Raw genomic sequence first — 24,530 nt, forward strand, 5'->3', positions numbered from 1 at the left:
CTCCTTACTTATTTTATTCCCACAAACTTTGATTTGTCGACTTGGTTGACAAATTCCTCATATTGTTGCTGTACATCCAAATCAGGAATTCTAACAACCAAATTTGCTATGCTTTTAGTATTCACTACATGTTGAGTGGAACCCACAAGAGTTTTATCTATTTGTTTTTTTACCATCGGTGAATTAATCAAGCCAGCTAAAAACACTGATCTTGCTTTTGCTCGATTTGGAACAATCACAACTGCATTAAGGCATTGCGCATCCGGCCCGCTATATACATTTGCTTGACCATTGGAACCATGCCGCGCAATTAGCAAGTCTCCTGAATGTATTTGTGATTTTTTGTTCTTCTCATGGAATTCAGGGGTTACATACTTCAAATCTTTAATGTTAATTCCCTTTTCTGTAATATTTCCTGTTCTTAGCATAGGAATTCCAGAATCATCTGTATAATACTTTTCACAAGTACCAACAAAACCAACCTTTACTCTCTCGGTTATTGCCTCTATTGTAATCTCATCACTTAATTCTGATACCTTTAATATCTCGACAAATCGGGCTTTGATGAGATCATCTAACAATTCGAGTTCTGTTTTTCTTTCATCTATCAAAATTGCAACTTTATCCAATATCTCACATATCTTCTCTTGTTCTTTTCGTGGAGCAACATTAACAACCGTCTCTCGAATTACTCCTAAATGTAAATTCGGCACGCCAACGCCTTTCAATCCAGCATTAAACTGCCTCTTTGCAACTGGACTATTTATTGCATATAAAAGATATTTTGGATAAATTGTATCTAATGGTCTTAAAACAGCCAAACTAACATAGACATCAAACACTTCATCTTTATCAACAATAGCTGCAACACCAGTTGTTCCATTCTTTGCAAGTAAAATATCATTTATTCTTGGGCTCAATCGCTTATATAATTTCTCATGTAAACTATTGGGAATATACTTGACATCGTCCCAATTTATTTTTCTTTCTGTAACATCTTTAGACGAAAGAAATATTATGCCACCTTCCGCACAGTATTCAGGTGTCTGATGCGTTCCATCAGTTATAAACTCACATAATTCGTCTAATTTACATTTTGCCATCTCTCATCCCCTACAAATCCGAATTTTGCATTAGCTGATATATTTCTGATGAGATGTCTTGACATTATTCTGATTTACTATCGCATACTGCATTGTTGTATCAATTTGGGAATGTCCCAATATTTTCTGAACTTGCTCTATCGGCATTCCTTTATCAATGGCCCGTGTAGCCATGGTTCTCCTGAACTTATGTGGATGAATCCTAGTTAAATTTTGTTTTCGCCCCAATTCTCTAAGTCTTATTTCTACTCCACTAATTTTTAACCTATTATGTGGAGAATCCAAAGTAACAAACAGCGCATCATTTTCATCTATTCTGCTATCTATATAGTTTTTCAAATGCAATTTCGCTTTGGCATCGAAATAAACTTTTCTTTCTTTATCTCCCTTACCAAATACAACGCATTCTCTATCTTCAAAGTTTATATCTGAAATATTAAGATTTACCAACTCTCCTACTCTAATCCCAGTTGAATAAAGCAAATCAATTATTGCAAGATCACGTGAACATTCACAACTATCCCTCAACTTTTCTATCGCTTCATCTGAAATAATTTCTTTAACTTGCTGTTTTGTTTTTATTTTATGAATACGCCTCATAGGACTTTTTAAAATATAATCCTCTTCCTCAAGCCAAGAAAAGAAACTGGAAATATTCCTGCGAACATTATCCACTGTCACCCTGCTACAATTATTAATTTTCTGGTACCCCGCTAAATAATCTCTTATATCCTCTGTTGTTATTTTTCTTATAGGAACGTCTATTGACACAATCAATTTCTCAATGGTCGTCCTATAATATTGTATTGTCCTACTGGAACAACCTTCAATTTGCTTTGCATCTAAGAATAACTTCAAATAATCACTATTCGATATTTCTCTTGAAGTTTCTGCTTGATCGGAGAGATTCTTTAGTAAAACCTCTTGCAATTTTTTCATTTGGGCAATTGATAAATACTCTGCCATTTCGTTTAAAATGCATACTAATTTTTCTTCCATGTCGGTATTCCCTTTCCTACCAACATCCTTCTCCGGCAATCGCCTATTTTATCCAAAATATTGTTGCATTAAACTGTCAAACAATAATTGTGCCTCATCTAATGCTTTCTGCACCGCAACCTTTGATTTGTCGACTTGCCTGCAAATATCAATAAACGCTTGCTGAAGTTCTATTGGTGGTAATAGAAGAGGCATGGTTTCAATTCTAAAGATGGCCAACTTAGGTACACCTACAGACATTTTTCGTTCATTAATATATTCTTGTATTCCTGGAGAATTAATATAATGAGCCAGAAATACGCCATCTATTGGTGTTTCTCCTTTAGGAATGAGTTTAACTGCATTTTCTGTCAGGTTAGCCCCATTATATTTATCTGGAATAACACCAGCCATCCCTAGATTCACACCAACATTTGTTAAATAAATATCCCCACTTTTAACCGTATACCGTTTAATATGTCTATATACACTTTCGTCAATGTAATGTATGTCATCATCAAGAATAGTTCCATTTTTCATATCAGTTGCTCTTAAATATGGATGCTCAGTTACGCTATCGGTGTAGCCCATTCCTTTTGGAATACGCTTTCCTCCTTTAACCTCGTAGTAATCAGAAATAATGCCAGATTTCCAACCTCTTTCATTTAATTTGGGGTCACCAAAGAGTTCGACAAATCGGGCTTTGATGAGATTATCTAACTCTTTTAACTCTTGCTTCCTCATTTGAATAACCGAATATGTTTTCTCTAAAATTTGAGCATACTCATTCTGTTTACCAAAATCAATATTAGGAACTAACGTCTCTTCAAGCACCTTTTTACTTATGGCTTTAAATGTACTCCCCGTCCCCTTACTATTTAGCTCATCATTCTTTCCCTTTAGTAACCAATATATAAATTCTAAGGATACCTTGTCTTTGTCAGGTGTTATTGCTGCTAACCCACGTCCAATACAACAATCCTCTTTTGCATAATTCAATGCACCTATCGGTGCACGAACCGAAATTAATATATCTTCTGAATGTGCAACTTTTGTAGGTTTATCACACCAGACTCTCGTAACAGGATATCTATCTCCAAAATCAGCATTGCCTTGAAAAAAAGGTATCCCCTCTCCATTCTCATTATAACTCGATGAATCCGGTGATTGTCCCATATTAATATTGCAAACTTCTTTTAACATTAAATACTCCATCTATCTCATCCCCACAAATCCGAATTTATAAATTCAAATTGTCCTTTCACATTAATTTGCAGATAATGCAATTAAATAATTAATAAACGCACTACACGAAACAAGCATAAATTTTGCTTCCTCAAAAGTTGATGTTCTACCGCCAATATCTCCAGCGTGTCTAATGCCATTAGCATCAGAAGTATAACCATACAAAACATTAAACGCTGATTTAAGGCCTGAATGTATTTGAATTCCATCATCTTCTATTTTCTTTAACATCTTACCAAGTGTTGCTTCCTTGCCTTTTATTCCAGTTATTATTTCACACATTGCTTCTACCGCACTAATACTCTCTTTTATCGAGTTCTCATAATCTGGATTATTCCTATCTGAAATCAGCTTATTTGCTTTTGATAAATGCTCATAAACTGGTTTGTGTTTAGTATTCAGTGCTTCTTTAACTGAATTTACTTCATATGTATCACTGATTGGAACTATAATTCCATCCACAAATCTATATCCCAAATATTCTCTTAAAAAATACTCATTCGCTATTTCATAAATTGATTTAGAAACATATTCCTTATTATATTCATCATAATAGCGGTATCCTTTTGTGTTTCTTAAATACTGATCCCAAAATTGTATTAGAGCCTCTATCACTGTCAAAACATCATCATAATCATCATTAAGAATCGTCATTTTTATCATCTTAATAATTTGATCGTCGCCATACATTTTCCTAGTATCAATAGGTTCAGAATAAATGCTATCAAGGACAAACCTCAAAAACTCTTGAATATCTTCTCCTCCATAATATAAATCATCCTCATATACATATTTATAAAATTTGCTTATCATATTTTGTAGCTGAATTCTTGTTCTTTGATCAATTTCTCTTAACTGTATTTCTGTATTTAAAGATTTTAATCCATTTCGATCAGAAAATCCGCCTCTCTTAGATACTTTTGCCATCTTAACACCCTCTACTTTAATAATTTCTCCAGCTCATCCATCTCCTTGCCTATCTCTATCTCAAGTTCACGGATATTTGCCATAATCTCAGATGTTGGCGGATACTCTACCGCCACATACTCTATCTCCTTATACTTATTGATAGATAAGTCATAATCATTATCTACAATTTCCTGTTTAGGAACCATAAATGACTTATTGGTACGTTTTCTGTCTGCCTCTGCGTCTCTATGTTTAAATCTCTCAATAATATCAGGAATATCATTCTCGGCAACTGCAGTCCTCTTGTCATCTAAACTGCGTCCATCCGCCTGCATATCATAGAACCATACATTGTCAGTTCCGCCATAATTTGTTTTAGTGAATATGAGGATTCCTGTAGAAACTCCTGCATATGGTTTGAACACTCCGGAAGGCATTGAGATAACTGCTTCTAATCTTTGATTCTCTATTAACTCTTTTCTGATATCTTTATGAGCTTTTGATGATCCAAACAACACACCATCAGGTACGATACACGCACATCTTCCACCAACCTTAAGCATGCGAACAAAAAGCGCTAAGAAAAGTAATTCTGTCTTCTTTGTCTTACATACTTTAAGTAAATCTGCCGATACGATATCCGCATCAAGACTCCCCTTAAACGGTGGATTTGCCAGGATAAGTGTATATTTATCCTTGTCTGGATTCTGATCTGACAAACTGTCTCTATACTCAATAAATGGGCTTTCCACTCCGTGAGTCATCATGTTCATAGCCCCGATCCGAAGCATTGTTCTGTCCATATCAAAGCCGTGAAACATATGATTCATAAAATGATCTTTCTTAGCTTTATCATAGAAAATTTCTTCCTTTTTATTTGCTCTTAAGTATTCTCCTGATTCTACAAGAAACCCCGCTGTACCGCAGCTTGGATCGCAAATAATGTCATCTGCTTTCGGCTCCACTAGCTCCACCATCATTTTAATAATATGTCGTGGTGTTCTAAACTGCCCATTGACACCGGCAGTTTTCAACTTGGAAAGCAGATACTCATACACATCGCCTCTTGCATCCGTCTCCTTCAATTTTTCCATCTGTGCATATAGATCATCCATTGCATCAACCACCTTTGAAAGCATCAACGGGGTAGGCAATTTAAAAATTGCGTCATCCATATATTTTGAATATGCACTATCCTTGTTTGCATGAAGATTTTTAATAAACGGAAATACCATTTCCTGCACAACAGAATACATTCGATCCGCCGGGTAGTCCCTGAAAACTGACCATTTTAACTGTGTTCCATCAATCGTTCTTTCTCCGATCTTAACCTCCCTTGCAAACACACTCTCATATGGTAATCCAAGCATAGCGCTTTCCTTTGCGTGGATATTATCAGAATCATCTAAGTCATGAATAAACATAAGATATGTCATCTGCTCGATGACGTCCAAAGGATTCGTAAGTCCACCTGTCCAAAAAATTTCCCATAAACTATCGATTCTGTTTCTTAATTCTCCTGTAATCATACCTTAATTCTCCTTATCCCAGTTCCACTTATATTTAGTGTAGCGGCCATTTCCAATCTTGATAATTTTTTCTTTCTTAACCAAATCAGACAATGTTCTCTGAACCGTAGTCTGACTGATTCCTGATGTATTTTCGACGATTTCTTTCTTGGTGATTGTTCCCAAATGGTTCTTAATCACCTCTTCGATTCTATCTGGTTTAGATACTTTCTTTTCTTCAAGAATTTGGACTCTGCCAAAAAATTCTCTATAGGCAGCGCTAATAATGCCAAGCATATACTTTACAAATGAAGCATAATCATTTTCTCCTTCCATCCATTTTTGTGAAGAATCTTGTAAAACATCGTAATAATTAACTTTCGTTCTCTCTATTAATTTTTCTAAGCTGATATATTTTCCGACTATATAATCATTCTGATAAAGGAGAAGCAATGTCAGCAACCGGCTCATTCTCCCATTTCCATCATTAAATGGATGAATACAAAGAAAATCTACAATAAACATCGGTATGATCAATAAAGGATCTGCATCTCCCTTATTAATCGCCTCATTATATGCCTCACACAGATGGATTATAGCGTCCGGCGTTTCCCAGGCAGCCATGGGTTTAAAACGGACAAACTTATTTCCATCTGTATCCTCTTCTTCGATAAAATTATCTGCTGTCTTAAACTTTCCGCCATTTGAAGAATTTTCAAATTTATACAAATCCCTATGAAGCTGTAAGATAAACGTGTCTTTAATAGGAATATGTGCATAATTATCATGGATTGTATTCAACACATCCCTATACCCGGCAATTTCACGCTCATTCCTTGTCTTTGGCATGGTCTTATCCAAAACAATCTTTTTCAAACGGTCATCCGAAGTATAAATACCTTCAATCTTATTAGAACTTTCTGTACTTTGAATCCTGGCTATTTCAACCAAACTATCCAATACATCCGCATGTCGTTCCGCTATTAATCGTTGTTCCCCTTTATATTCATGAATCATTGTAAGATATCTTACAATCTCCGGCGTCAATAATTTTTCCCATTTTTTTGTATAATCGAATTCTCGCATTTCAATTTCCTCATTTATTTTTCAACTACGCCATTTTTAACATTTTGACTTATTTGTATTATATATCTTAATTACATCATTTTCAATCCCAATTTCGTCATTTATGATAAAATGACGAAATTGAACTCTTTTTGACGCACTAAAAAAGAGTATCGCAAAATCATGATTGAGCGATACCCCCAATGTGACTAAAAGTCTTCCAAAAACATCTTAGCTATACTGTTTAAACCAAATCTGTCAGCCACATTTTCCAGCCCTGATTTAATTTCATCTCTGCTGAAATCATTTGTTTCTAAAAAATCATCTGTTTTATCATTCAAATAGGAATAAAATAATAGTGCGATTTTCAAATCATTCACAGTGACATCATCGGTTAAATCAAATAATTTATTTTCTGCCTCATTGATCTTCCCGGCGTCAACCATGTCCAACAGATTTTCCAGTGCTTCTTTTTCTTCTCTGTTTTCCAACAAGTCTACTGTCGGAGACTCTGTATCTATGTTGAATAGCAGCTTTAAGATAGCCCGCACCATTTCTTTAATGAGCCGCATGACATAATCTTGCTCAAACACAATCATTCTCCTTTCCGCTTTTTTATTTGCAGAAAGAATTTAATTATCCATGCGAACTTTTAATGTAACTATAGTATCACCTCGCGGAAGCTTAATTAAATTAATGCAAAAGCGGATACACACAACTGCCATCAAAACTTCAAACCAACTATTAAAAATATTTACGCCTTTTACCGTTTGAATTTTTCCATGGTTTATGGATTTGATATGAACTGTTTCTTGTTCTTTATCCTCTGCTGCTGTGGATGTGACTATTTCACCAAATAAGCCATGCACATTGATCATTCCGCAGGGAATTACGGCAACAGATACGGAAATTGTAAAAAATACTAAAAATAATCGTATGGCCCAATGCCTTTTCTTATCCATATGACCGCCTCGTCTGCTTCAAATTTCACTCTCTATCCTCTATTTTCCATCTCATAAAAACTTACAATTTCCTGTTCAATCTTACAATTCTGTTCCAGCATGAATCGCATCTCTTCCATATACATTCCTCTGTCCATCAGTGTTTCCGCTTTTTTTCTGTCATTTTCATTCATAGGTCTGCCATATTTCCGGTATTTTTCCAATTCATTAAGTCCCATATGAACCGGCCGGAAATCAATCCCTGTTTTCTTTTTCAAATGCTCTATGATCAGAAATCCATCCGGGTCAAAATCACCGAAATGGAACCACCTCATTCCTTTGTTCTGTTCTGCGATGCGGATCAAAAGACGCTGCTTGGCAGTATTGTGGTATCCGCTTAAAAACAGATAGAAATAGCCTCCCTCTTTCATTCTGTTAAATGAGGTCAGATTTTCTACCGTCATAAGCTTTGAACAATGAATTTCAATACGTTCCAGCCTTTGCAGGCTTTCGGAGGAATAGGCTGTCGGTGTATCCAATGATATTTCCACCGGCGGCAAGTTCCGGAATGTCAGTGTCGCATTCCCTTTTATGTACAAATACGACGGATTGCTGCATATATTATGTTCCCCGAGAATAATCTGTTCCATTTCTCGTTTTTCATCGATTCCCTCCAGAAGTCCGGCATAATCACCATATTTCTGCAGGATACGGCATACCCGGGTTCGAAATGTTTTTTCAAATCTTTTGCTGTCGCCGAATCGTACAATGGACAATTCTCTCTCCAAAAGCTCCTGATCGTTTTGCAGTATGAAAAGACACAGCGGCAGAAGTTCTTCAGCGACCTCCGGCGAATATTCCGGTTTGCGTCCCAGTTTCAGCAGATGAATTTGTTCCGCACAGAATTTTGTCAAAACAGGGGATTTTCCCATATAACCCTCGTAAAACAAAATCTGCCGCCGGATTCGTTCATTTTTGTCCTCTCTGCCCAGAATATCATAACAATTCGATATATATTCCGGATTTAACAGGATTTTCCGAATTACTGTTCCTTTTTTCTGCAGCCGGATAAACCCTTCCTTTTCCAGTTCATCCAGCTTTTCCTCAAACAGATGAACCTTTTCCACATCGGCAAAATCCGAATCATACTCTTTCAAGATCACATCCGGTGTCATCGAAAAGCTCTGCTGCACCCGATTCTCTCCTTTATAGGTTTTGCTGCTCTCGTATTTATCCAGCAATGCAGAGAGCACCTCTCGCTGAGTCTTATCCGCATTAAATTTCATTCTGCTTAATCAACCCTTCCACAACATTTGTATAACGGCCGGTGATAACAAGGCTGGCCGTAGAATCGATAAACTGCCCGATACTGCTGATTTTTTCAGGCGGCGCCGCGTAGATCACCTGAAAGCTGTTTATCTCAAGATATTTGACCATCTGCTCAATCCTTTCTCTGGACAAAGCAGAAAACGCCTCGTCGATAAAAGCCAGTCTTGCACAGCAGCTTTCCCTCGGATAATACTGCATCAGACTTGCGGCCAGAATAATAAAATATGGCGTCTGCTTTTCTCCGTTGCTTGCCGAGCCCTGCTTCTTGGACAGATCAGCCGTAACCTGTTCGCTTCCCTGATTGCTCATAATTTCCATATCGTAGGAAAAATATTTTCGATAATCCGTGTATTCGCTTTCATCCTCTTCCTCTAAAATGACACTCATAAATTCCTGTATATCATGCTCCATCTCCTCATCATCCCGCATGGAATTCATATACACTTCCGGAGAATCCATATAATCCCTCAGCCGCCTGCAGATTCGGAAGAAAACAGCGCGGTCCGCCTTTTCTCTCATCACAAACCGATAGGTATCATTTCCAAAAGGAATCCGCTTCAATTCCCGGTTGATCGACTCGATCTCCAGCTTTGCTTCCGTCACCGTTTCATTGATCTCGGCAACAAAATCATTCATAAAAGCACTTTCCAGTTTCTTTGACTGTTCCTCAAGCTGTGCCCTTACCCGTTCAATTTTCACATTTGCGATATTTCGATACTGTTCCCGATAAAACGGAATATGCTTCGGCCCATATTGAAGCATATCCATCCGGGCTATTTTGCAGTATTCCAACTGGGCATTTTCCATTTTACGCTTACTTTCTTCAACTTCTCCCCGCAAATTGATTATGGTTTTTTCTTTGATCACCCGGATACCGCCCTGCCGTTTTTGCAGCTTAGCATACTCCTCCAGCATCGGCCGTTTCAATTCCAGATGTCTCAGACATTCCGCATCGTACTGCTGCTGCAAAAGATAAATTTCACCAGCAAGCTGTTTCAATTGTTTTTCACCCTCTGAGATGCGCTCCCTGCATACGCCGGCTTCTGAACTATTCCTTCTGCTGTGTTCCATGATCTCGTCAAAATATTTTTTCGCTCTCTGCTGCTCTTCCAGCACCGTGGCAAAATCCGGATTGCTTTTTATCTGATGAATCGCCTGCTCCGTCTCCTTTTTCTCTTCCATCCGGTCAGCAAGCCGATGGGGCGCGGAAAATTCATAGACATCCGCTCTCCATATAACCTCCTCCATCCAGCGCAGTTTTTCCTGAACGGCCTGTTTCTTTTCCCCGAGGGCCGAAAGCAGTTCTTCCAGTTCCTTCTTCCTGCGCAGTACCTCGTTTTTCTGCAGCTTGACCGCCTTTGATCCCAAACATACTTTTGTATCCTTCATATTCATCAGGGATACCGCATAGCTTTTTGCCAGCGTGCCATCCGACATCAGACCGCCTTTTGGATGATCATGAAGCTCTTTTAAATCACGACAAAGGTGGATGCCGTTCAACAAATAATTGGCATACCGCCGCGCATAGACATTCGGAATGACCAGCTGCTCCGCCGCGCTTCCCGGCACAATATCCGCCTCCGGCAGCTTATCCGTCAATACGAGCGTCGCCGTCCGAATCCTGTTCTCATGCAGGATTTCAAGTGCCTGATGACAATATTTTCCATCGATAATAATGTTGTGGCGTTTATTTCCAAGAAAGGTTTCCACCGCCATTCGCCATTCTTCGTTCTGAATATCCTGCACCAGTTCGGCAAAGGTCCGAACCTCCGTATGGATGCCCCGTTTTACCAGTTCATTTTCAATAAGTTTTTTGGCGGCCGTGATTCTTTTAGGTTCGATCAACTGATTGGATTCCAGCAGCGTAAGCTGTCTCGACAGTTCATCCTGCTCATCGGACAGGTTTCTCTCCTCATCCCGGATATGAACTCTGTCTTCCTGTAAAAGTTCTTTTTTGCCTTCTGAAAAAATGCAGAGTCTTTGAAACAGCATCCTCTTTTTTTCTTCCGTATATCCCGTTTCCGCCAGATGTCCGAGACATGCCCTGTCTATATCAGAGTCGATTCCCTCTTCAAGCAGCCACTGCAGGGGGCCTGTCAATGTCCGCTGCAGTTTCTTCAACCTTCCCGTCTCCGCTTCATACCCGGAAATTTGAAGATTTAACTCTAAAAGCCGATTTTCCATCGACTGAATACTGGACTGCATTTCTGAAAATAATTCATTGGACTCGGCCGCCTGCAGCCGAGCCCGGGCATATTCCAGCTGTGTTTCAATATCTGCCCTTTGCTGTTCCAATAACTGGAGATTCTGCTTTAAATTCTGCTGCCGAAACGTCTCCTGCTCTTTCTCCTCCTGCTTTCCTTTCAGCTCCTGATAAAGCAGCATCAGCTCACGAATTCCCAACATTCTCATTTTTTTCTCATAATCCTGGGTTTTTTGCTCAATCTCCTCCAATTTTTCTTTTCCATCCTGAAGTTCCTTATAGGACTCCCTCAGTTTTTCAAAATGATCTTTCTGTTCTCTCAGTTCTTTCAGGGAATCCACTTTTCCGGGTTCCAGAACACACTCCTGAATAAACTGGTCAATATTGTTTTCCGGATTAAAAGCCATCATTTTTAACAGCTTTGCCCGATATTTTTTTGTATCGCAGCGAAGCCCCAACACTCTCAGAATCTGTTCTGTCCCCTTGCCTTTTCCCATAAGATCCGATGCTTTCAGCTTCTTTCCCTTGACTGCAAGCTGGCGCAGAGGCGTTACATAGAGTTTTCTATCCTCCGTTTTTGAAAAATTAATCTCCTCCATCCGGGTATCTCTGCAAATAAACTATGAAGATGACACATCCGATTCACTGGCCGATTCAATACATACTCCAACCACAAGATACATATCCTCAACCGGCGACCAGAATTCCATGGCAATATAACTCACTACTCCGTCTTTTCTCAGATAACGGTCCTTCCCATTACTTTTCGTATCTCCGCGCACATAGGCCACAACTGTCCGATCCCGGTCTTTTGCCGCCTTATTAAACTGGGTATTACCGGTCAGAAGATAGGTCATTGCATCCAAAATTGTGGATTTGCCGCTTCCGTTGACCCCCGTAAACAGCGTGGAACCCTCCAAACGCACAGTAATGTTCTGAAAGCGGGACCAATTGAGCAGCAACAGCTTTGTCGCTGTCTTTCTATTCATCAAATTCATCCTCTTCTTCTGATCCATCTTCTTCCTCCTCGTAATCCTGTCCCTTTTTATCTTTCATTCTCTGATTTGCGCTCTTCGCAAATTCGGCAAATTCATCTCCGTCCAGCGCAAACTGAAGAGACGGATATAAACGTATCAGGCACTCCGGCTCTCCCACCTTTCCCTGCACATCAATCAGGTTAAAGCGCTCAAATAATGCCAGTATCTGTGTCATCAGTGTTTTGTCGATGGGCGTCTTCAGTCCGTATTTTTCCAGTTCGTATTTCAGATCCACCACGGATACCAGAATTGCCCGGGCCAGACTGCCTGCCCGGATGTGATCCGCATATAACGTCCAAAGTGCGCACAGCACAAGGCTTTCCGCTTTTTTCAAGATTAAATGATTTGTCTGTATTCTTCCATTTTCAGACACATCAACGCAGTTGCGCAGCATGATCACCCCGTTATCTCTGTCAATAATAACATCAAATCCAATATACCCAAAATACCTTGAAAAAGGCTCCGGCCTTTTGGAAACAAAAAAATAGGCGCGTTTATTTTCCTCATCTTTATCCCTGACAATAAAAGTTTGCTTCAGCAGCCGTCGGCATGTTTTCTGAAACTGTTCTTTTTCCGATGATGTATAGCTATCCCAGTATTCCTGCATTTACTGTTTTTCCTTTCTGATCGTAAAATTACGAAGAAGCATCTGCTCCGTTTCTATGTATCCTTCTTCCGGTTCGACAATGTACCCGTTTTCTCCGCTATAGGCAACGGCCGACAAGCTTGCCAAAATATCATTTTTACTCCGAATCGGAATATCTGTGCTGCCAATCGAATCCTGCTCTCCCATCAGATGTTCCACATAAACTCTCATTTTTTCTCTGGAATACGGATTATAGGCTTCTTTCTTCTGGGCCAGCCTCGCTTCCTCGATCTGCTCCTCTGTCATCTCTTCAATCTCGCTGACCGTCACTTTCCTAATCTGCCGCTGTTTTCTCGGATATCGAAGCGACGCCATATCTATAAATTCATTCCTGTCCAGCAAAAACAACCCGTTCATATCCTGCGGCATATCGTCTTTTATACCGACATCCTGCATCTCCTCGATGATGTATTTAATCGTATTCTCTACAGCTCCCCGGATATCTGTTCCCCGATTATAAATAAAACGCATCCGCCCTACAGCCACATGCAGATAAGTATTGATCTTATGTTTTATTTCTTTCATGATACGGTCATAATCATCCGTGAGAAATCTTTTTGTGGCCTGAATCAAAGTCAGGACTTTTTCTTCCGCTTCTGCTTCGGAAATCTCATCTTCAACCGCACAGCCGATCACGAGCAGCTCAAATATTTCCGGATCCGACTGAAGACGCTCCAGCTTTTTCTTAATGATTCCCCGATATACATGAATATTCTGCTGCTTTGTCAGCCTGGTATATTCTTTAATAAAGCTTCCTTCGCAGTATTCGATGATATTTTCCGTCAGGCTCTCAAATGTCCCCTCATTCACCATGCGTTCGATAATCTTGCGTATAAATGTGGACAGTCGTTTTAAGGCTTTGGACAACATTCTGGCATTCCGATTGACCTGGAGCAAAACGTCAACATAGGGGTTCGACCTCCACATTTCCTCATTTTGAAGCGTATTATAAATTGTATATATATAACCGGAAAATTCCTCCTGTTCCGGTTTTTTTAATTCACTCAAAAATTCGGCCAGCCGGATCCCCGCCTCTGTCATGACAATATGTTTTTCATAAGTCATATCATCCGTTTCTTCTTCCAGCCACCCGACATCCTTATCCGATAACTTGCGGATAACCGCGCTGGCCATATCATTATAATTTCTGTTTTCCGCAGGCTTTTCATCCTCCAACTGAACATGATTTTCCAGCAGATAAATCGCCAATGCGTCCCGCACTCTGCTTCTGGGGATCCTGTAGGAAATTTCCCTATCATATTCATCATAAATCACCTGCAGGCAATCCGCATAAATACGGTGATTACTATTGCTTGCAAGATAATTGAAAAAACCAACCGGTATTACATCAAACAAATTTTTCATTCTTAACTTTTTCCTTAACCGCGAGGTATCGCGTCCGCTTCCCCATTGATCTCAAAACAGTTTTTAAATTCCTCTATTATATAATATAGCATACTACCGGCAATGAGCTCAACCTCATTTCATCAGAGGCTTTTTCCGTCATCAAATTGCTGTAACTATATTGGATGGTTTTTCTTTTTTATTTTCTAAAAAACGTTTCATGAACTTAATTAAATTTTTTTATATTTTTTTGCAATTTGTCTAAAATACTCTTGACATTACTTGATTTTTTCATTATTATTTATATAAATAACGTTTCACGTAATGCAAGGTGCTTATTCACAATTAACAAATTGGAACAGCAGCTCACTCCACTCGCTATGACTGCTGTACAACAAAAAAGGAGGGATTATATTTCCGCAAGGCTTGCGGTGCAGCAGTGTGGAGACCTGCTGTAAGCTGGTGCGCCCCATGCGGGCGGCCGGGAGTCGGTCTTTAGAGGAGTCTGGACCGTCAAAGCCACATTTATGTCCGAAGTTTTATTAAAAGGTATCAAAAAAGTCTATGACAACAAAGTAACTGCAGTCCACGATGTCAACCTTAAAATCGATGACAAAGAGTTTATCGTCCTGGTTGGCCCTTCCGGATGCGGAAAATCCACTACTCTGCGTATGATTGCCGGCCTGGAAGATATTTCTGACGGTGAATTGTACATCGATGACAAACTGGTCAATAATGTTGAACCGAAGGACCGTGATATTGCCATGGTTTTCCAGAGTTATGCTCTGTATCCTCATATGACGGTTTACCAAAATATGGCTTTCGCCCTGAAATTGAGGAAAACGCCTAAGGATGAAATCGACCGCAAAGTACGGGAAGTTGCTGAAATTCTGGACATCACCCAGTACCTGGAAAGAAAGCCGAAAGCTTTATCCGGCGGCCAGCGCCAGCGTGTAGCCATCGGTCGTGCCATGGTGCGTGATCCGAAGGTATTCCTGATGGATGAACCGCTTTCCAACCTGGATGCCAAGCTGCGTAACCAAATGCGTGCCGAAATCATTAAGCTCCGCCAGAGGATCAACACCACCTTCATCTATGTTACCCACGATCAGACAGAGGCTATGACCCTTGGAGACAGAATCGTTATTATGAAGGATGGATTTGTCAATCAGATCGGCACTCCTAATGAAGTGTTCCATAAACCGGTAAATCTCTTCGTGGCCGGCTTTATCGGAATGCCGGTGATGAATTTCTTCAACGGCTGTAAACTTTTGCTGAAAGACGGGGTTTATTATGCAGAGATTCGCGGCGCTGAATTCCGTCTCAGTGATTTCCAGCAAAAGGCCTTGAAACAGAACGGACAGAAACCTTGCGAAATCACTTGCGGCATCCGTCCAAGCCATGTTACTATAGGAGAAGGAGAACTTTCTGCTAAGATCAACGTTGTAGAAATGCTTGGAACTGAATTGAACATTCACGCAGTCAGCGGCGGCAATGAAGTCGTTATGATCGTACCTACTACAGATGTTGACCATAATCTTAAGATGGGCGACACAGTTTCCTTCACAGCAAAGCCTGAATTGATTCAGTTATTTGATCAGGAGACCGGCAATAATCTGATTTGGTATGATCAGGCATCCGCAGAGGCCTGCTCCCCTGTCTGCAGATCATATAATTTTAAATAAATTCAAAATTTCTGATTTTTTCTCTGCCCGTGCAGAGTTCTTTGGAAATCCCGTTCCCCTCCGGAATGGGATTTCCCTGGTTTATTGACACAAATCACAACCCGGGAGGGAAAAGGCAAAATGAAAATACTTGCCGTTTCTGATATTGAATCAAGATATTATTATGAATACTATTCCCCCGGCAAGCTGGATGGATTTGATCTCATCCTGGCCTGCGGAGATCTGTCGCGAAATTATCTGGAATTTCTGGCGACCCTCTCCCACTGTCCGGTTCTATACATTCATGGAAATCACGATGATTCCCTGGATAAAGATCCCCCGGGCGGCTGCATTTGTGTCGAAGATCGGATCTATGTCTACAAGGGGATCCGTATTCTGGGCCTGGGCGGCTCCTACCGTTACAGAAAGGGAAATCATATGTTTACAGAGCAGCAGATGTGCCGCCGGATCCGGCGCCTGCAGCTAAATCTCTGGCGTTACAAAGGCTTTGATATTCTGATGACCCACGCCCCCGCCCGCCATATCAACGACTTCGATTCCCTGTCGCACCGGGGCTTTGAATGTTTCGGAAAACTCCTGGACAAATACACACCGCGTTTTTTTGTCCATGGACATATCCACAAAAATTACGGAGTAAACATTCCCCAGAAAACCGTTCATGGGAATACGATAATCATCAACGCATTCGATTCTTGCGAATTTGAATATAAAAATTAAAATAAAGCAGGTATATCCTCCAGAAAGCATCTCAGACTTTCCGAAAGAGTATACCTGCTTTTCTTATCATTTTATTCGAACAGCAATTCGTACTTCTCCACATCCATCAAGGCAGAGCCACCGGCTTCAAAGCTGATCGCATCGGCCTCTTTTCTGGTGTAGATCACTGCGCTCGCGGCCACTTCTCCGTCGTTCACAAAAACTTCAACGCTAAACCGGTCCAAAATGATCCGGAGCTTTAATTCCCCATTTGCCAGAGGCCGCACCAGAAAGCTGCGGGTATGAACAATATCATAAGGCAGGCCGCTTCGGGTTCGATCTAATTTCAGAGTTCCCTGATCCGGCCGGTAACGAATGATCGTATCATGTTCTCCGTCTTTAGCCACATGAATGCGGAACCAACGGTAAGAATCGTGGCCCTCCGGCCGAATTGTCACCGTCATATCCACTAAACGCCCACATATTCCGGGAAGGTTGACTTCTCCGCTAACCGGAATATTCCGATGGGTCACCAACTGTCCCCGATATTTTTCCAGCTCCCGGACCGGCATCTGGAAAAGACGTCCGTCCCGGACCGACAACTCTCTCGGAACAGACATCTGGCCAAACCAGCGGCAATAGTCGGGCTTCGCGCCTATCGTATTCCAGTTCTGCATCCAGGCGATCATGATTCTGCGCCCGTCAGGCGTAAGAAGTGTCTGGGGAGCATAAAAATCCAGTCCATAATCAACCGCCTGTACTTGCTTTCGGATAAATCCTTTTCCCTGAGGCTCATAATCTCCGATCAGGCAGATTGACTCATGTCCTGCATGAAATTCCAGGCCGACAGTCACCATCTCCTGAGGGCTGGTAAGAAGCACCTGATTTCCATCCAGCGAAAAGAAATCCGGACATTCCCACATTTTTCCATACTGGTTTCTGCTGGCATCCAGAATTCGAACAAACTCCCAATTCAGTGTGTCTTCACTCCGATAGAGCAGGATGGTACCGCTGTTATCGGAAGCCCTGTTCCCGATAACAGCATAATACGCCCCGTCATCCCCGCGCCAGACCTTTGGATCCCGGAAGTCCACCGCGCTTCCGCCCTTCGGGAGATTTTTTGCATCCAAAACAGGATTGCCTTCATATTTCTCATAATCCAGGCCATCTCCGACAGCCAGGCATTGAGTCTGTACATCATGGATAAATCCTTCCGAATTGCGTTCCCTGCGAACTCCGGTATACATGATCAGCTGCCGCCCGTCCGGGAGTTCAATCGCGCTGCCGGAAAAACAGCCGGAACCGTCATAATCCGTATCCGGGGCCAAGGCCGCCGGAAGTCGTTCCCATCGGATGAAATCTTTGGATTTTAAATGGCCCCAATGCATCGGTCCCCATTCATTGGAATAGGGATGATACTGATAAAACAGGTGATATTCTCCCTTGTAAAAGGAAAAGCCGTTAGGATCGTTCATCCAGCCTATTGTCGGGGTGGCATGAAAGGCCGGACGTTCCTCATCCGGAATATGCGGCCCGTATTGGGCCTCAAAATCTCTGGCCTTTTGAAGGGTTTCGCTCTTCATAGATTAATATCCTCCTTACAGACAAATACTTCTCATTTTATTCAGCCGCCGAATAGCGGTCATAAGCACTCTGGTAAACCTCCAGCAGATCGTCCATACCACATTTGTCGGACAGGCGTTTTTTATAAGCCTCCCACTCTTCATCGGTAGGCCCGCCTTCCTTAAGCCAAAGTCCTTCCTGTTCCCGGACACTGGTCTCAAAATCAGATTTATGCCAGTCGATCGTTTCCATTTCCATACCTGTAAACACACAATCCACCGGATAAAAAGTCGTATCCTGTACATAAGGCATCCAGAAGGTATCCAGATCCGTCAAACGCTCAATGGCCCGATCTTCCATATAAAATACATCATTATAATACTCTGCCAATATCAGCTTCGGTCCATAAACCTCATAAAGATTTCTCAGCTCGCCGGCGCTCTTTCCGTACTTTTCCCGGGCTTCTTCATCGGTAATGGAAAGCCACATACCGGTTCCCTCTTCCTGTCCGGTGAAGAACACGCCTTTAGGACCGTATTGAAGCTGCATAACTGTCTCTCCATCATACCACTGATCATAGAATTTTAACAGATTAATAGGGCTTTCGCACTTATTGGTAATGCAGAGCTGGCCTGAACTGATCGGGCTGCCCGGACGGATGGTAACATTACAGGTTCCTTCGTACTCTGTACCCTTCGGCCCGGTAAGCGGCGGCAGGAATACATAATCATCCGCATACTCACCCATTAATTCTTCAATATACCACCATGTGGATACGCCAACATAACCCTGCTGACACTTGGCGATGAGCTGGCTGTCACTCTGGCTGAACATTTCCGTATCCATCAGTCCTTCCGCATACCAGTCATGGAAGTAAGTCAGACAGTCTCTGTACGCATCCGTGACACAGACAAACTCCACTGTGCCGTCACTCTTTAAATGAAGGTCATTACAAACATCGTTCGGCCAGTTTGTAAAACCAAAACCGGAATAGAAAATATTCTGTCCCCAGCACCATTCATCAAATCCCGTAGTCATCGGAATCGTAGAACCTGCTGCATTTCCATAATACTTCGCCGACATATCATTGTCTTTAAACGCCTTCAAAACATCATGAAGTTCATCCAGGGATGTAGGAATTTCCAATCCCAGGTCGTCCAGCCATGCCTTGTTGATCATACTATACTGAGGCACAGAAAAAATGGAATATGCGTCATCCATATCTGCCCCGATACCGGCGGTCGTCATCTGTTCACCGGAAGGCAGCCCGTAAATTCCGCCGTCCTCCATAGTCACCGCCGCACGGATCTCCGGATGGGATTCCAAAATTGCACACAGATTCGGCATAATGTCAGGCGTCAGATAAGGTGTCAGATCCAGGAAAGTACCGTCATCTCCGTAACGGGCCAGATCATAGTTGGAAAAACCTACGCCCTGGAATGCATCCGGAAGCTGACCGCCGGTGATACGGATATTTACCTGCTCACTCAGCGAATCACTCATAGTCTCCCAGTTAATATGGATGCCGGCATTCTCCTGAAGGGCATTCAAAACCTCCAGGTCGTCATATCCTGCCGACAGGGCAGACTGACCGCCCATAATATAAAAATCTGTTTGATCTGTATTCTGATTTACAGTGCCGTCATTGACATTGCTGACCAAACCGTTTTCACAGCCGGGCAGCAGCAAGATCATAGCCCCTGCCAATGCCGCCGCACATACTCTTTTCACACTCTTTTTCATAACGTTCTCCTTTCTAGCCCTTTACAGCTCCGGCCATAAATCCCTTCTCAAAATGCTTCTGTACGAAAGGATAAACGATCAGCATAGGAACCGCCGCAACGATCATGGAGCAGAACTTCAAAAGTTCCGTCAGTTTATTCAGCTCCGCATAACCGCCCGAGATGGTCGCCGCCTGAGAGGCAGAAGCAGAACTTCGGATAAGGATATTTCTCATGACAAGCGGCAGAGGAGAACCTTTTCCGCCTAAATAGATCAAAGCAGTAAACCAGTCGTTCCAATAAGCTACCATAGAGAATACCACCATAACCGCCAATATCGGCATGGACAGCGGAATAACCACACTTATGAAAGTTCGAAGCTTTGAGCAGCCGTCGATTGAAGATGCTTCGATCAGATCTCTCGGAATACTGTTCTGGAAATAATTCCGGACAATAATCATGTTTCCAACGCCTACGCCGCCCGGCAAAAACAACGCCCACATACTTCCAACCAGATGGGTCTGCTTTACTACCAGATAGGTAGGAACCAGGCCGCCGCCAAAATACATAGTGAACAGGAAAAAGATGCTTAAAAACTTACGTCCCGGCAGATCCTTCTGGGCCAGAGGATAGGCCGTGATATAAAGCATCGCCACGGAAAATATCGTTCCGATCACAGTATACTTCACAGAATTTAAAAATCCGGAAACAATGGTTTTCTCCGCGAAGACCGCCTTATAACCATCTAACGTGAAACCGCTTGGCAGAAGGAAGGTCTTTCCTGCATATACATCATAAGGATCAGAGAAAGAGGCAACCAGTACATAATACAGAGGATAAGCCACGATCAGAAGCACTATCAGACAGATGGCTACAAGAATAATATCACTGGTCCTATCAGAGATTCCCGTTGATTTCTTTTTTGTCGCTGCAGATGTTGTCATATCTTCTCCCCTCCTTTATACAAATTCTACGTCCGAAGCCTTGGACGCAATCTTATTGACAATTAACAGCAGGGCTATATTGACGATCGTATTAAACAACCCCACCGCTGTTGAATAACTGTACTTGGCACTTTCAATACCCTGTTGATATACGTAAACGGCAATGACATCGCTGGCAGCCTTATTAAGATCTGTCTGCAGCAGCCATACCTTCTCGAATCCTACATTCATCAGACCGCCGGCTGCCATGATCAAATTCAGGATCGCCATAGGCAGAAGTTCCGGGATATCGATGTTTCGGATCCGCTGAAATACTGATGCACCGTCCACCTTTGCCGCCTCATAAAGTCCCGGATCCACGTTGGCCAGAGTTGCCAGATAAATGATACATCCCCATCCGGCATCCTGCCAGACAGCAGATGCAATATATATGGTACGGAATGCCGAAGCCTCCGTCAGGAAATCAATACTGCTTCCCAGAAGCAGGTTGATCAAACCGCCGGAAGGGCTTAAAAAAATACGGATCATACCACAGATAACCATGATAGAGATAAAATGAGGGGCATACAGCACCGTCTGCACAACTCTCTTAAATTTTCCGAATCGCAGCTGATTAATGATCAGAGACAAGATGATCGGAATCGGGAAAGTCCACAGCAATGTATAAAGACTGAGAAGAACAGTGTTCTTGATCATTCTTACACAGTTCGGCGCGCTGAAAAACCTCTTAAACCAGTAAAGGCCCACCCATTCGCTTCCTAAATATCCCCGGCTTGCCTTGAAATCACGAAAGGCGATCTGGATACCATACATAGGTATGTACTTATAGACCAGCGTCAACACCACCGGGATCAGCAGCAGCGCATAGAGCTGCCAATTGTCACGAATCCTTCTGCCCAGAGGTTTTCCTCTGACAGCCTGTCCCATAGCAGGCAGCTGTCCGTTCTTTGATTGTTCACTTGCTTTCATACCATTCTCTCCTCCTTGATATATAGTTTCTAACTGGACGTGTAACGTTATGTGCGAAACGTTATTTCGTTGTTATAAAAATCATACATAACTCTATCAAAAAAGTCAATATTTTTTATTGATTTTTTGGTTAAAACTTATATCATAATTGGAAATTTTTAGGGATATATTCGTTGTTTTCTTTTATTTTTTCATTTTTTTCTTCTTTTTTAACATGCATTTTTTATGAATAACGTTTCATGAAATTATGTGAAAAATCATGAAATGTCCCTTTACATCTGATAATTTATCTGCTATGATAAACATAGAAATTATAGAATATACAGGAGAATTATTCATGAAAAGTAATACACCAACTATGAAAGATGTTGCCAGGGAAGCGGGCGTTGCTCTGGGAACCGTCTCAAAAGTATTTAACGGGCTCCCCGTTGGAGCCAGCTATCGGGAAAAAGTAGAAGCCGCCGCAAAAAAACTGGGTTATCAGGTGAATCAATATGCCAGAGGACTTCGGGCCGGCAAAACTTACACAGCCGCTCTTATCCTTCCGGCAGTGGACCACCCCTACTTTTCTTCCCTGTCCCAGTACATCCACAATGCCCTTGCCAGGCAGGATTATCGAATGCTTTTATATCTGACCGACAGGCGCCCTGACCGGGAACAGGATTGTATCCATATGGTTCGTCAAAACAGAGTGGACGGCGTCATCGCCTTAACTTATAATCCACTGGTGGTCGATCAGGATCTTCCCTTTGTCAGCATCGACCGCAGCCTCGGACCGGATATTCCCTGTGTAGCCACGGATAATTACAGCGGTGGAAAACTGGCTGCCGAAAAGCTTCTGGAACTGGGCTGTAAACATCTGGCTTTCCTTCGAACCGGATCCCCCTATCCCGGAGAACCCGATAAAAGAGGCGATGGGTTCGAAATGGTCTGCCGCACTAAAAACATTCCCTGCGATGTTCTGCGCCTGAACGGCGACGGGACATCCGAAAACTTTCATGAGTTCTTTCTCTCCCATATTACGGGAGGAAAGCTGGATATCGACGGCATCTTCTGTTCCACCGATTTCCTGGCCGAACGTATCCGCGGAATTTTAGCAAACCTTAATATCCGGGTTCCGGAAGATGTTCAGATCATCGGTTTTGATGGTATACGTCAGTTTGGTACGGGCCGTCTGTTCTGCTCTACGATCATACAGCCTGTCGAGAAGTTGGCCGAAACCTGCGTGGACCTTTTGCTTGCTTCTGACCGTTCCAACATTCCTTCTCTGGTATGCCTTCCCGGAATCTATGCCCCCGGCGGCACGACACAGGAGGAGATTTAAATGGCAAGCGAATATTTAAAATGGAAATACCGGGATGTAAAACCGGATGAGCCGGTTACCCTGACATCTGCGGAGAAAAGGAGAAACTGGTGGCATTATCACAAATGGCATGTATCCCTCGGCCTCATCCTTTTAGCCGCTTTGATAAGCATTACCTGTCATGCCATGGGTTTCGGCGAAACCAAGCCGGATTACCAGATTGCTTATGTCGGAACCGATCCTTTGCCCGATGATACCGTTTCCGCCGTTGAAAACCTTTTTGCTTCCCTGGGGGAAGATTTAAACGGCGACGGAAAAGTATCGGTACTTCTGACCCAATATGCCGGCGGAGAGGACGCGGAAGCCGTTTACGCCGCCGGAACATCTCTGTTGGGTGACCTGCTGGAATGTCAGAGCTATTTTTTCTTATTGGAAGACCCGGAACGGTTTCAGGAGGAATATCATTCCCTTTGCCGTTTAGACGGTTCTCTTCCGGCAGATTATGACAATTCAGTTGATGAGGCCTGCGTCGCCTGGAGTCAATGTCCCGTCCTCACCGCAAATGACCTCGGAACTTATTCTTACAGCCTGCTCGGCGAAACATTCGCCGGCGACAACAGTCCGTTGGTAGAGCCGCTTTTTTTAGGCCGACGGGGTTTCTGGACAGAGAAAACGACAAAATATCCGGAGGGCTGTGAAGCCTTGTGGAAACGATTAACGGAAGGAGCTTACATATCATGAAAAAAATCATTTTTTTCCTGCTTGCAGCCATTTTCTGCTTTAACCTGACAGCCTGCAGTGAAGTTCCCGCGCCGGAAAAGGCGGCAGACGGAACTCCCTGGAGCGATGACTGGGTCACGATCAGCAATGTCATGGGGATCGACACTCCGGAAGGACTGACGCTTCAGGATAATAAAGATGCTCTGGCGGCAAGCGGCATGTATTATTCCACCTGGTCTATAGGCGAAGAAACTTCTTATATTGATAAGACAGATGATGAAGAAAAGGAAGTAACTATTTATGACGCACAGCTCTTCCTTTTGTTGTCCGGTTCTTCTTCTACGGAGGAAACCGAAAAAAACAGGGAAGAATGGCTCGCCATGGCTGACGAACATTATCAGATTGACAGTGAAGAAACAGGCACCTGGAATGGGCAGGAATACACATTGATTTCCTACCATCTTACGGACAGTCCCTATGCGAGAGGCGCTTCTGCCTTTGGAATCTACGGAAATTATGCGATCATCGCAGAATTTTCCTGTCAGGAATCCTTCGAAGGCGACCCGCGGGAATATCTGGATACATTTCTTAAAAATTGCCACTATGGTGCATAGGAAAGGA

22 protein-coding genes are annotated in these 24,530 nt (G+C 42.3%); 5 read left to right on the forward strand and 17 right to left on the reverse strand.

Annotated elements, in window-relative coordinates; translation table 11 throughout:
* Positions 1 to 8: 8 nt before the first annotated feature.
* The 13 genes from ACMN7X_RS06800 to ACMN7X_RS06860 form a co-directional block, all read right to left on the reverse strand.
* On the reverse strand, positions 9 to 1,103 hold the full coding sequence (locus ACMN7X_RS06800) for a restriction endonuclease subunit S (RefSeq protein ID WP_418746715.1): 1,095 nt from the start codon (positions 1,101 to 1,103) through the stop codon (positions 9 to 11).
* Between the two features lie 30 nt (positions 1,104 to 1,133).
* Entirely contained in the window at positions 1,134 to 2,102 is a 969-nt protein-coding gene (xerA, locus tag ACMN7X_RS06805; RefSeq protein WP_418746716.1) for a site-specific tyrosine recombinase/integron integrase, read from the reverse strand.
* Positions 2,103 to 2,150: 48 nt separating this feature from the next.
* On the reverse strand, positions 2,151 to 3,296 hold the full coding sequence (locus tag ACMN7X_RS06810; protein ID WP_418746717.1) for a restriction endonuclease subunit S: 1,146 nt from the start codon (positions 3,294 to 3,296) through the stop codon (positions 2,151 to 2,153).
* Positions 3,297 to 3,347: 51 nt separating this feature from the next.
* Entirely contained in the window at positions 3,348 to 4,253 is a 906-nt protein-coding gene (locus tag ACMN7X_RS06815; protein WP_418746718.1) for an AbiJ-NTD4 domain-containing protein, read from the reverse strand.
* Positions 4,254 to 4,264: 11 nt separating this feature from the next.
* Complete coding sequence (locus ACMN7X_RS06820) at positions 4,265 to 5,764, reverse strand: N-6 DNA methylase (protein ID WP_418746719.1); 1,500 nt, start codon at positions 5,762 to 5,764, stop codon at positions 4,265 to 4,267.
* A gap of 3 nt (positions 5,765 to 5,767) precedes the next feature.
* Entirely contained in the window at positions 5,768 to 6,829 is a 1,062-nt protein-coding gene (locus ACMN7X_RS06825) for a Fic family protein (RefSeq protein WP_418746720.1), read from the reverse strand.
* 188 nt (positions 6,830 to 7,017) lie between these two features.
* A complete protein-coding gene (locus ACMN7X_RS06830; RefSeq protein WP_418746721.1) occupies positions 7,018 to 7,401 on the reverse strand; it encodes a DUF6483 family protein in 384 nt (127 codons plus the stop codon).
* A gap of 39 nt (positions 7,402 to 7,440) precedes the next feature.
* Positions 7,441 to 7,770, reverse strand: a complete 330-nt coding sequence (locus ACMN7X_RS06835) for a hypothetical protein (protein WP_418746722.1) — start codon at positions 7,768 to 7,770, stop codon at positions 7,441 to 7,443.
* Positions 7,771 to 7,802: 32 nt separating this feature from the next.
* Complete coding sequence (locus ACMN7X_RS06840) at positions 7,803 to 9,035, reverse strand: Wadjet anti-phage system protein JetD domain-containing protein (protein WP_418746723.1); 1,233 nt, start codon at positions 9,033 to 9,035, stop codon at positions 7,803 to 7,805.
* On the reverse strand, positions 9,025 to 11,880 hold the full coding sequence (locus tag ACMN7X_RS06845; RefSeq protein ID WP_418746724.1) for an SbcC/MukB-like Walker B domain-containing protein: 2,856 nt from the start codon (positions 11,878 to 11,880) through the stop codon (positions 9,025 to 9,027). The genes ACMN7X_RS06840 and ACMN7X_RS06845 overlap by 11 nt, the downstream gene beginning before the upstream one ends.
* A 21-nt stretch (positions 11,881 to 11,901) precedes the next feature.
* Complete coding sequence (locus tag ACMN7X_RS06850; protein ID WP_418746725.1) at positions 11,902 to 12,297, reverse strand: ATP-binding protein; 396 nt, start codon at positions 12,295 to 12,297, stop codon at positions 11,902 to 11,904.
* On the reverse strand, positions 12,263 to 12,925 hold the full coding sequence (locus ACMN7X_RS06855) for a DUF4194 domain-containing protein (protein WP_418746726.1): 663 nt from the start codon (positions 12,923 to 12,925) through the stop codon (positions 12,263 to 12,265). Before ACMN7X_RS06855 ends, ACMN7X_RS06850 begins: the two co-directional genes overlap by 35 nt.
* Entirely contained in the window at positions 12,926 to 14,329 is a 1,404-nt protein-coding gene (locus tag ACMN7X_RS06860) for a Wadjet anti-phage system protein JetA family protein (protein WP_418746727.1), read from the reverse strand. It abuts the gene before it with no gap.
* Between the two features lie 506 nt (positions 14,330 to 14,835).
* Between ACMN7X_RS06860 and ACMN7X_RS06865 the strand changes: the two genes are divergently transcribed.
* Together ACMN7X_RS06865 and ACMN7X_RS06870 are read left to right on the forward strand one after the other, a co-directional pair.
* Positions 14,836 to 15,993 carry an ABC transporter ATP-binding protein gene (locus ACMN7X_RS06865; RefSeq protein WP_418746728.1) on the forward strand — a complete coding sequence of 386 codons (1,158 nt, stop codon included), beginning with the start codon at positions 14,836 to 14,838 and terminating at the stop codon, positions 15,991 to 15,993.
* Between the two features lie 120 nt (positions 15,994 to 16,113).
* Complete coding sequence (locus ACMN7X_RS06870) at positions 16,114 to 16,710, forward strand: metallophosphoesterase family protein (protein ID WP_418746729.1); 597 nt, start codon at positions 16,114 to 16,116, stop codon at positions 16,708 to 16,710.
* Positions 16,711 to 16,781: 71 nt separating this feature from the next.
* Here ACMN7X_RS06870 and ACMN7X_RS06875 read toward each other — a convergent pair whose 3' ends face one another.
* From ACMN7X_RS06875 to ACMN7X_RS06890, 4 genes are read right to left on the reverse strand one after another with little or no spacing between them, the layout of a single operon-like run.
* Complete coding sequence (locus ACMN7X_RS06875) at positions 16,782 to 18,272, reverse strand: glycoside hydrolase family 32 protein (protein WP_418746730.1); 1,491 nt, start codon at positions 18,270 to 18,272, stop codon at positions 16,782 to 16,784.
* 37 nt (positions 18,273 to 18,309) lie between these two features.
* Entirely contained in the window at positions 18,310 to 19,995 is a 1,686-nt protein-coding gene (locus tag ACMN7X_RS06880) for an extracellular solute-binding protein (protein WP_418746731.1), read from the reverse strand.
* 13 nt (positions 19,996 to 20,008) lie between these two features.
* Complete coding sequence (locus ACMN7X_RS06885; RefSeq protein ID WP_418746732.1) at positions 20,009 to 20,917, reverse strand: carbohydrate ABC transporter permease; 909 nt, start codon at positions 20,915 to 20,917, stop codon at positions 20,009 to 20,011.
* Positions 20,918 to 20,932: 15 nt separating this feature from the next.
* Positions 20,933 to 21,886: an ABC transporter permease gene (locus ACMN7X_RS06890; protein ID WP_418746733.1), complete on the reverse strand. Its 954-nt coding sequence runs from the start codon at positions 21,884 to 21,886 to the stop codon at positions 20,933 to 20,935.
* 337 nt (positions 21,887 to 22,223) lie between these two features.
* Between ACMN7X_RS06890 and ACMN7X_RS06895 the strand changes: the two genes are divergently transcribed.
* From ACMN7X_RS06895 to ACMN7X_RS06905, 3 genes are read left to right on the forward strand one after another with little or no spacing between them, the layout of a single operon-like run.
* Entirely contained in the window at positions 22,224 to 23,210 is a 987-nt protein-coding gene (locus tag ACMN7X_RS06895) for a LacI family DNA-binding transcriptional regulator (RefSeq protein WP_418746734.1), read from the forward strand.
* Positions 23,211 to 23,930 carry a hypothetical protein gene (locus tag ACMN7X_RS06900; RefSeq protein ID WP_418746735.1) on the forward strand — a complete coding sequence of 240 codons (720 nt, stop codon included), beginning with the start codon at positions 23,211 to 23,213 and terminating at the stop codon, positions 23,928 to 23,930.
* A complete protein-coding gene (locus tag ACMN7X_RS06905; RefSeq protein ID WP_418746736.1) occupies positions 23,927 to 24,523 on the forward strand; it encodes a hypothetical protein in 597 nt (198 codons plus the stop codon). The genes ACMN7X_RS06900 and ACMN7X_RS06905 overlap by 4 nt, the downstream gene beginning before the upstream one ends.
* Positions 24,524 to 24,530 lie beyond the last annotated feature (7 nt).

This window comes from Frisingicoccus sp. (assembly GCF_048388605.1).
Lineage (GTDB): Bacteria > Bacillota > Clostridia > Lachnospirales > Lachnospiraceae > Frisingicoccus.

What these genes read in the sequence shown, in the direction of transcription:
- ACMN7X_RS06850 (WP_418746725.1), bottom strand. Translation starts at nt 12,297, where the DNA reads ATGGATCAGAAGAAGAGGATGAATTTGATGAATAGAAAGACAGCGACA.
- ACMN7X_RS06825 (WP_418746720.1), bottom strand. Translation starts at nt 6,829, where the DNA reads ATGCGAGAATTCGATTATACAAAAAAATGGGAAAAATTATTGACGCCG.
- ACMN7X_RS06820 (WP_418746719.1), bottom strand. Translation starts at nt 5,764, where the DNA reads ATGATTACAGGAGAATTAAGAAACAGAATCGATAGTTTATGGGAAATT.
- ACMN7X_RS06840 (WP_418746723.1), bottom strand. Translation starts at nt 9,035, where the DNA reads ATGAAATTTAATGCGGATAAGACTCAGCGAGAGGTGCTCTCTGCATTG.
- ACMN7X_RS06880 (WP_418746731.1), bottom strand. Translation starts at nt 19,995, where the DNA reads ATGAAAAAGAGTGTGAAAAGAGTATGTGCGGCGGCATTGGCAGGGGCT.
- ACMN7X_RS06905 (WP_418746736.1), top strand. Translation starts at nt 23,927, where the DNA reads ATGAAAAAAATCATTTTTTTCCTGCTTGCAGCCATTTTCTGCTTTAAC.
- xerA (WP_418746716.1), bottom strand. Translation starts at nt 2,102, where the DNA reads ATGGAAGAAAAATTAGTATGCATTTTAAACGAAATGGCAGAGTATTTA.
- ACMN7X_RS06885 (WP_418746732.1), bottom strand. Translation starts at nt 20,917, where the DNA reads ATGACAACATCTGCAGCGACAAAAAAGAAATCAACGGGAATCTCTGAT.
- ACMN7X_RS06845 (WP_418746724.1), bottom strand. Translation starts at nt 11,880, where the DNA reads ATGGAGGAGATTAATTTTTCAAAAACGGAGGATAGAAAACTCTATGTA.
- ACMN7X_RS06875 (WP_418746730.1), bottom strand. Translation starts at nt 18,272, where the DNA reads ATGAAGAGCGAAACCCTTCAAAAGGCCAGAGATTTTGAGGCCCAATAC.
- ACMN7X_RS06865 (WP_418746728.1), top strand. Translation starts at nt 14,836, where the DNA reads ATGTCCGAAGTTTTATTAAAAGGTATCAAAAAAGTCTATGACAACAAA.
- ACMN7X_RS06835 (WP_418746722.1), bottom strand. Translation starts at nt 7,770, where the DNA reads ATGGATAAGAAAAGGCATTGGGCCATACGATTATTTTTAGTATTTTTT.
- ACMN7X_RS06810 (WP_418746717.1), bottom strand. Translation starts at nt 3,296, where the DNA reads ATGGAGTATTTAATGTTAAAAGAAGTTTGCAATATTAATATGGGACAA.
- ACMN7X_RS06815 (WP_418746718.1), bottom strand. Translation starts at nt 4,253, where the DNA reads ATGGCAAAAGTATCTAAGAGAGGCGGATTTTCTGATCGAAATGGATTA.
- ACMN7X_RS06855 (WP_418746726.1), bottom strand. Translation starts at nt 12,925, where the DNA reads ATGCAGGAATACTGGGATAGCTATACATCATCGGAAAAAGAACAGTTT.
- ACMN7X_RS06890 (WP_418746733.1), bottom strand. Translation starts at nt 21,886, where the DNA reads ATGAAAGCAAGTGAACAATCAAAGAACGGACAGCTGCCTGCTATGGGA.
- ACMN7X_RS06860 (WP_418746727.1), bottom strand. Translation starts at nt 14,329, where the DNA reads ATGAAAAATTTGTTTGATGTAATACCGGTTGGTTTTTTCAATTATCTT.
- ACMN7X_RS06870 (WP_418746729.1), top strand. Translation starts at nt 16,114, where the DNA reads ATGAAAATACTTGCCGTTTCTGATATTGAATCAAGATATTATTATGAA.
- ACMN7X_RS06895 (WP_418746734.1), top strand. Translation starts at nt 22,224, where the DNA reads ATGAAAAGTAATACACCAACTATGAAAGATGTTGCCAGGGAAGCGGGC.
- ACMN7X_RS06800 (WP_418746715.1), bottom strand. Translation starts at nt 1,103, where the DNA reads ATGGCAAAATGTAAATTAGACGAATTATGTGAGTTTATAACTGATGGA.
- ACMN7X_RS06900 (WP_418746735.1), top strand. Translation starts at nt 23,211, where the DNA reads ATGGCAAGCGAATATTTAAAATGGAAATACCGGGATGTAAAACCGGAT.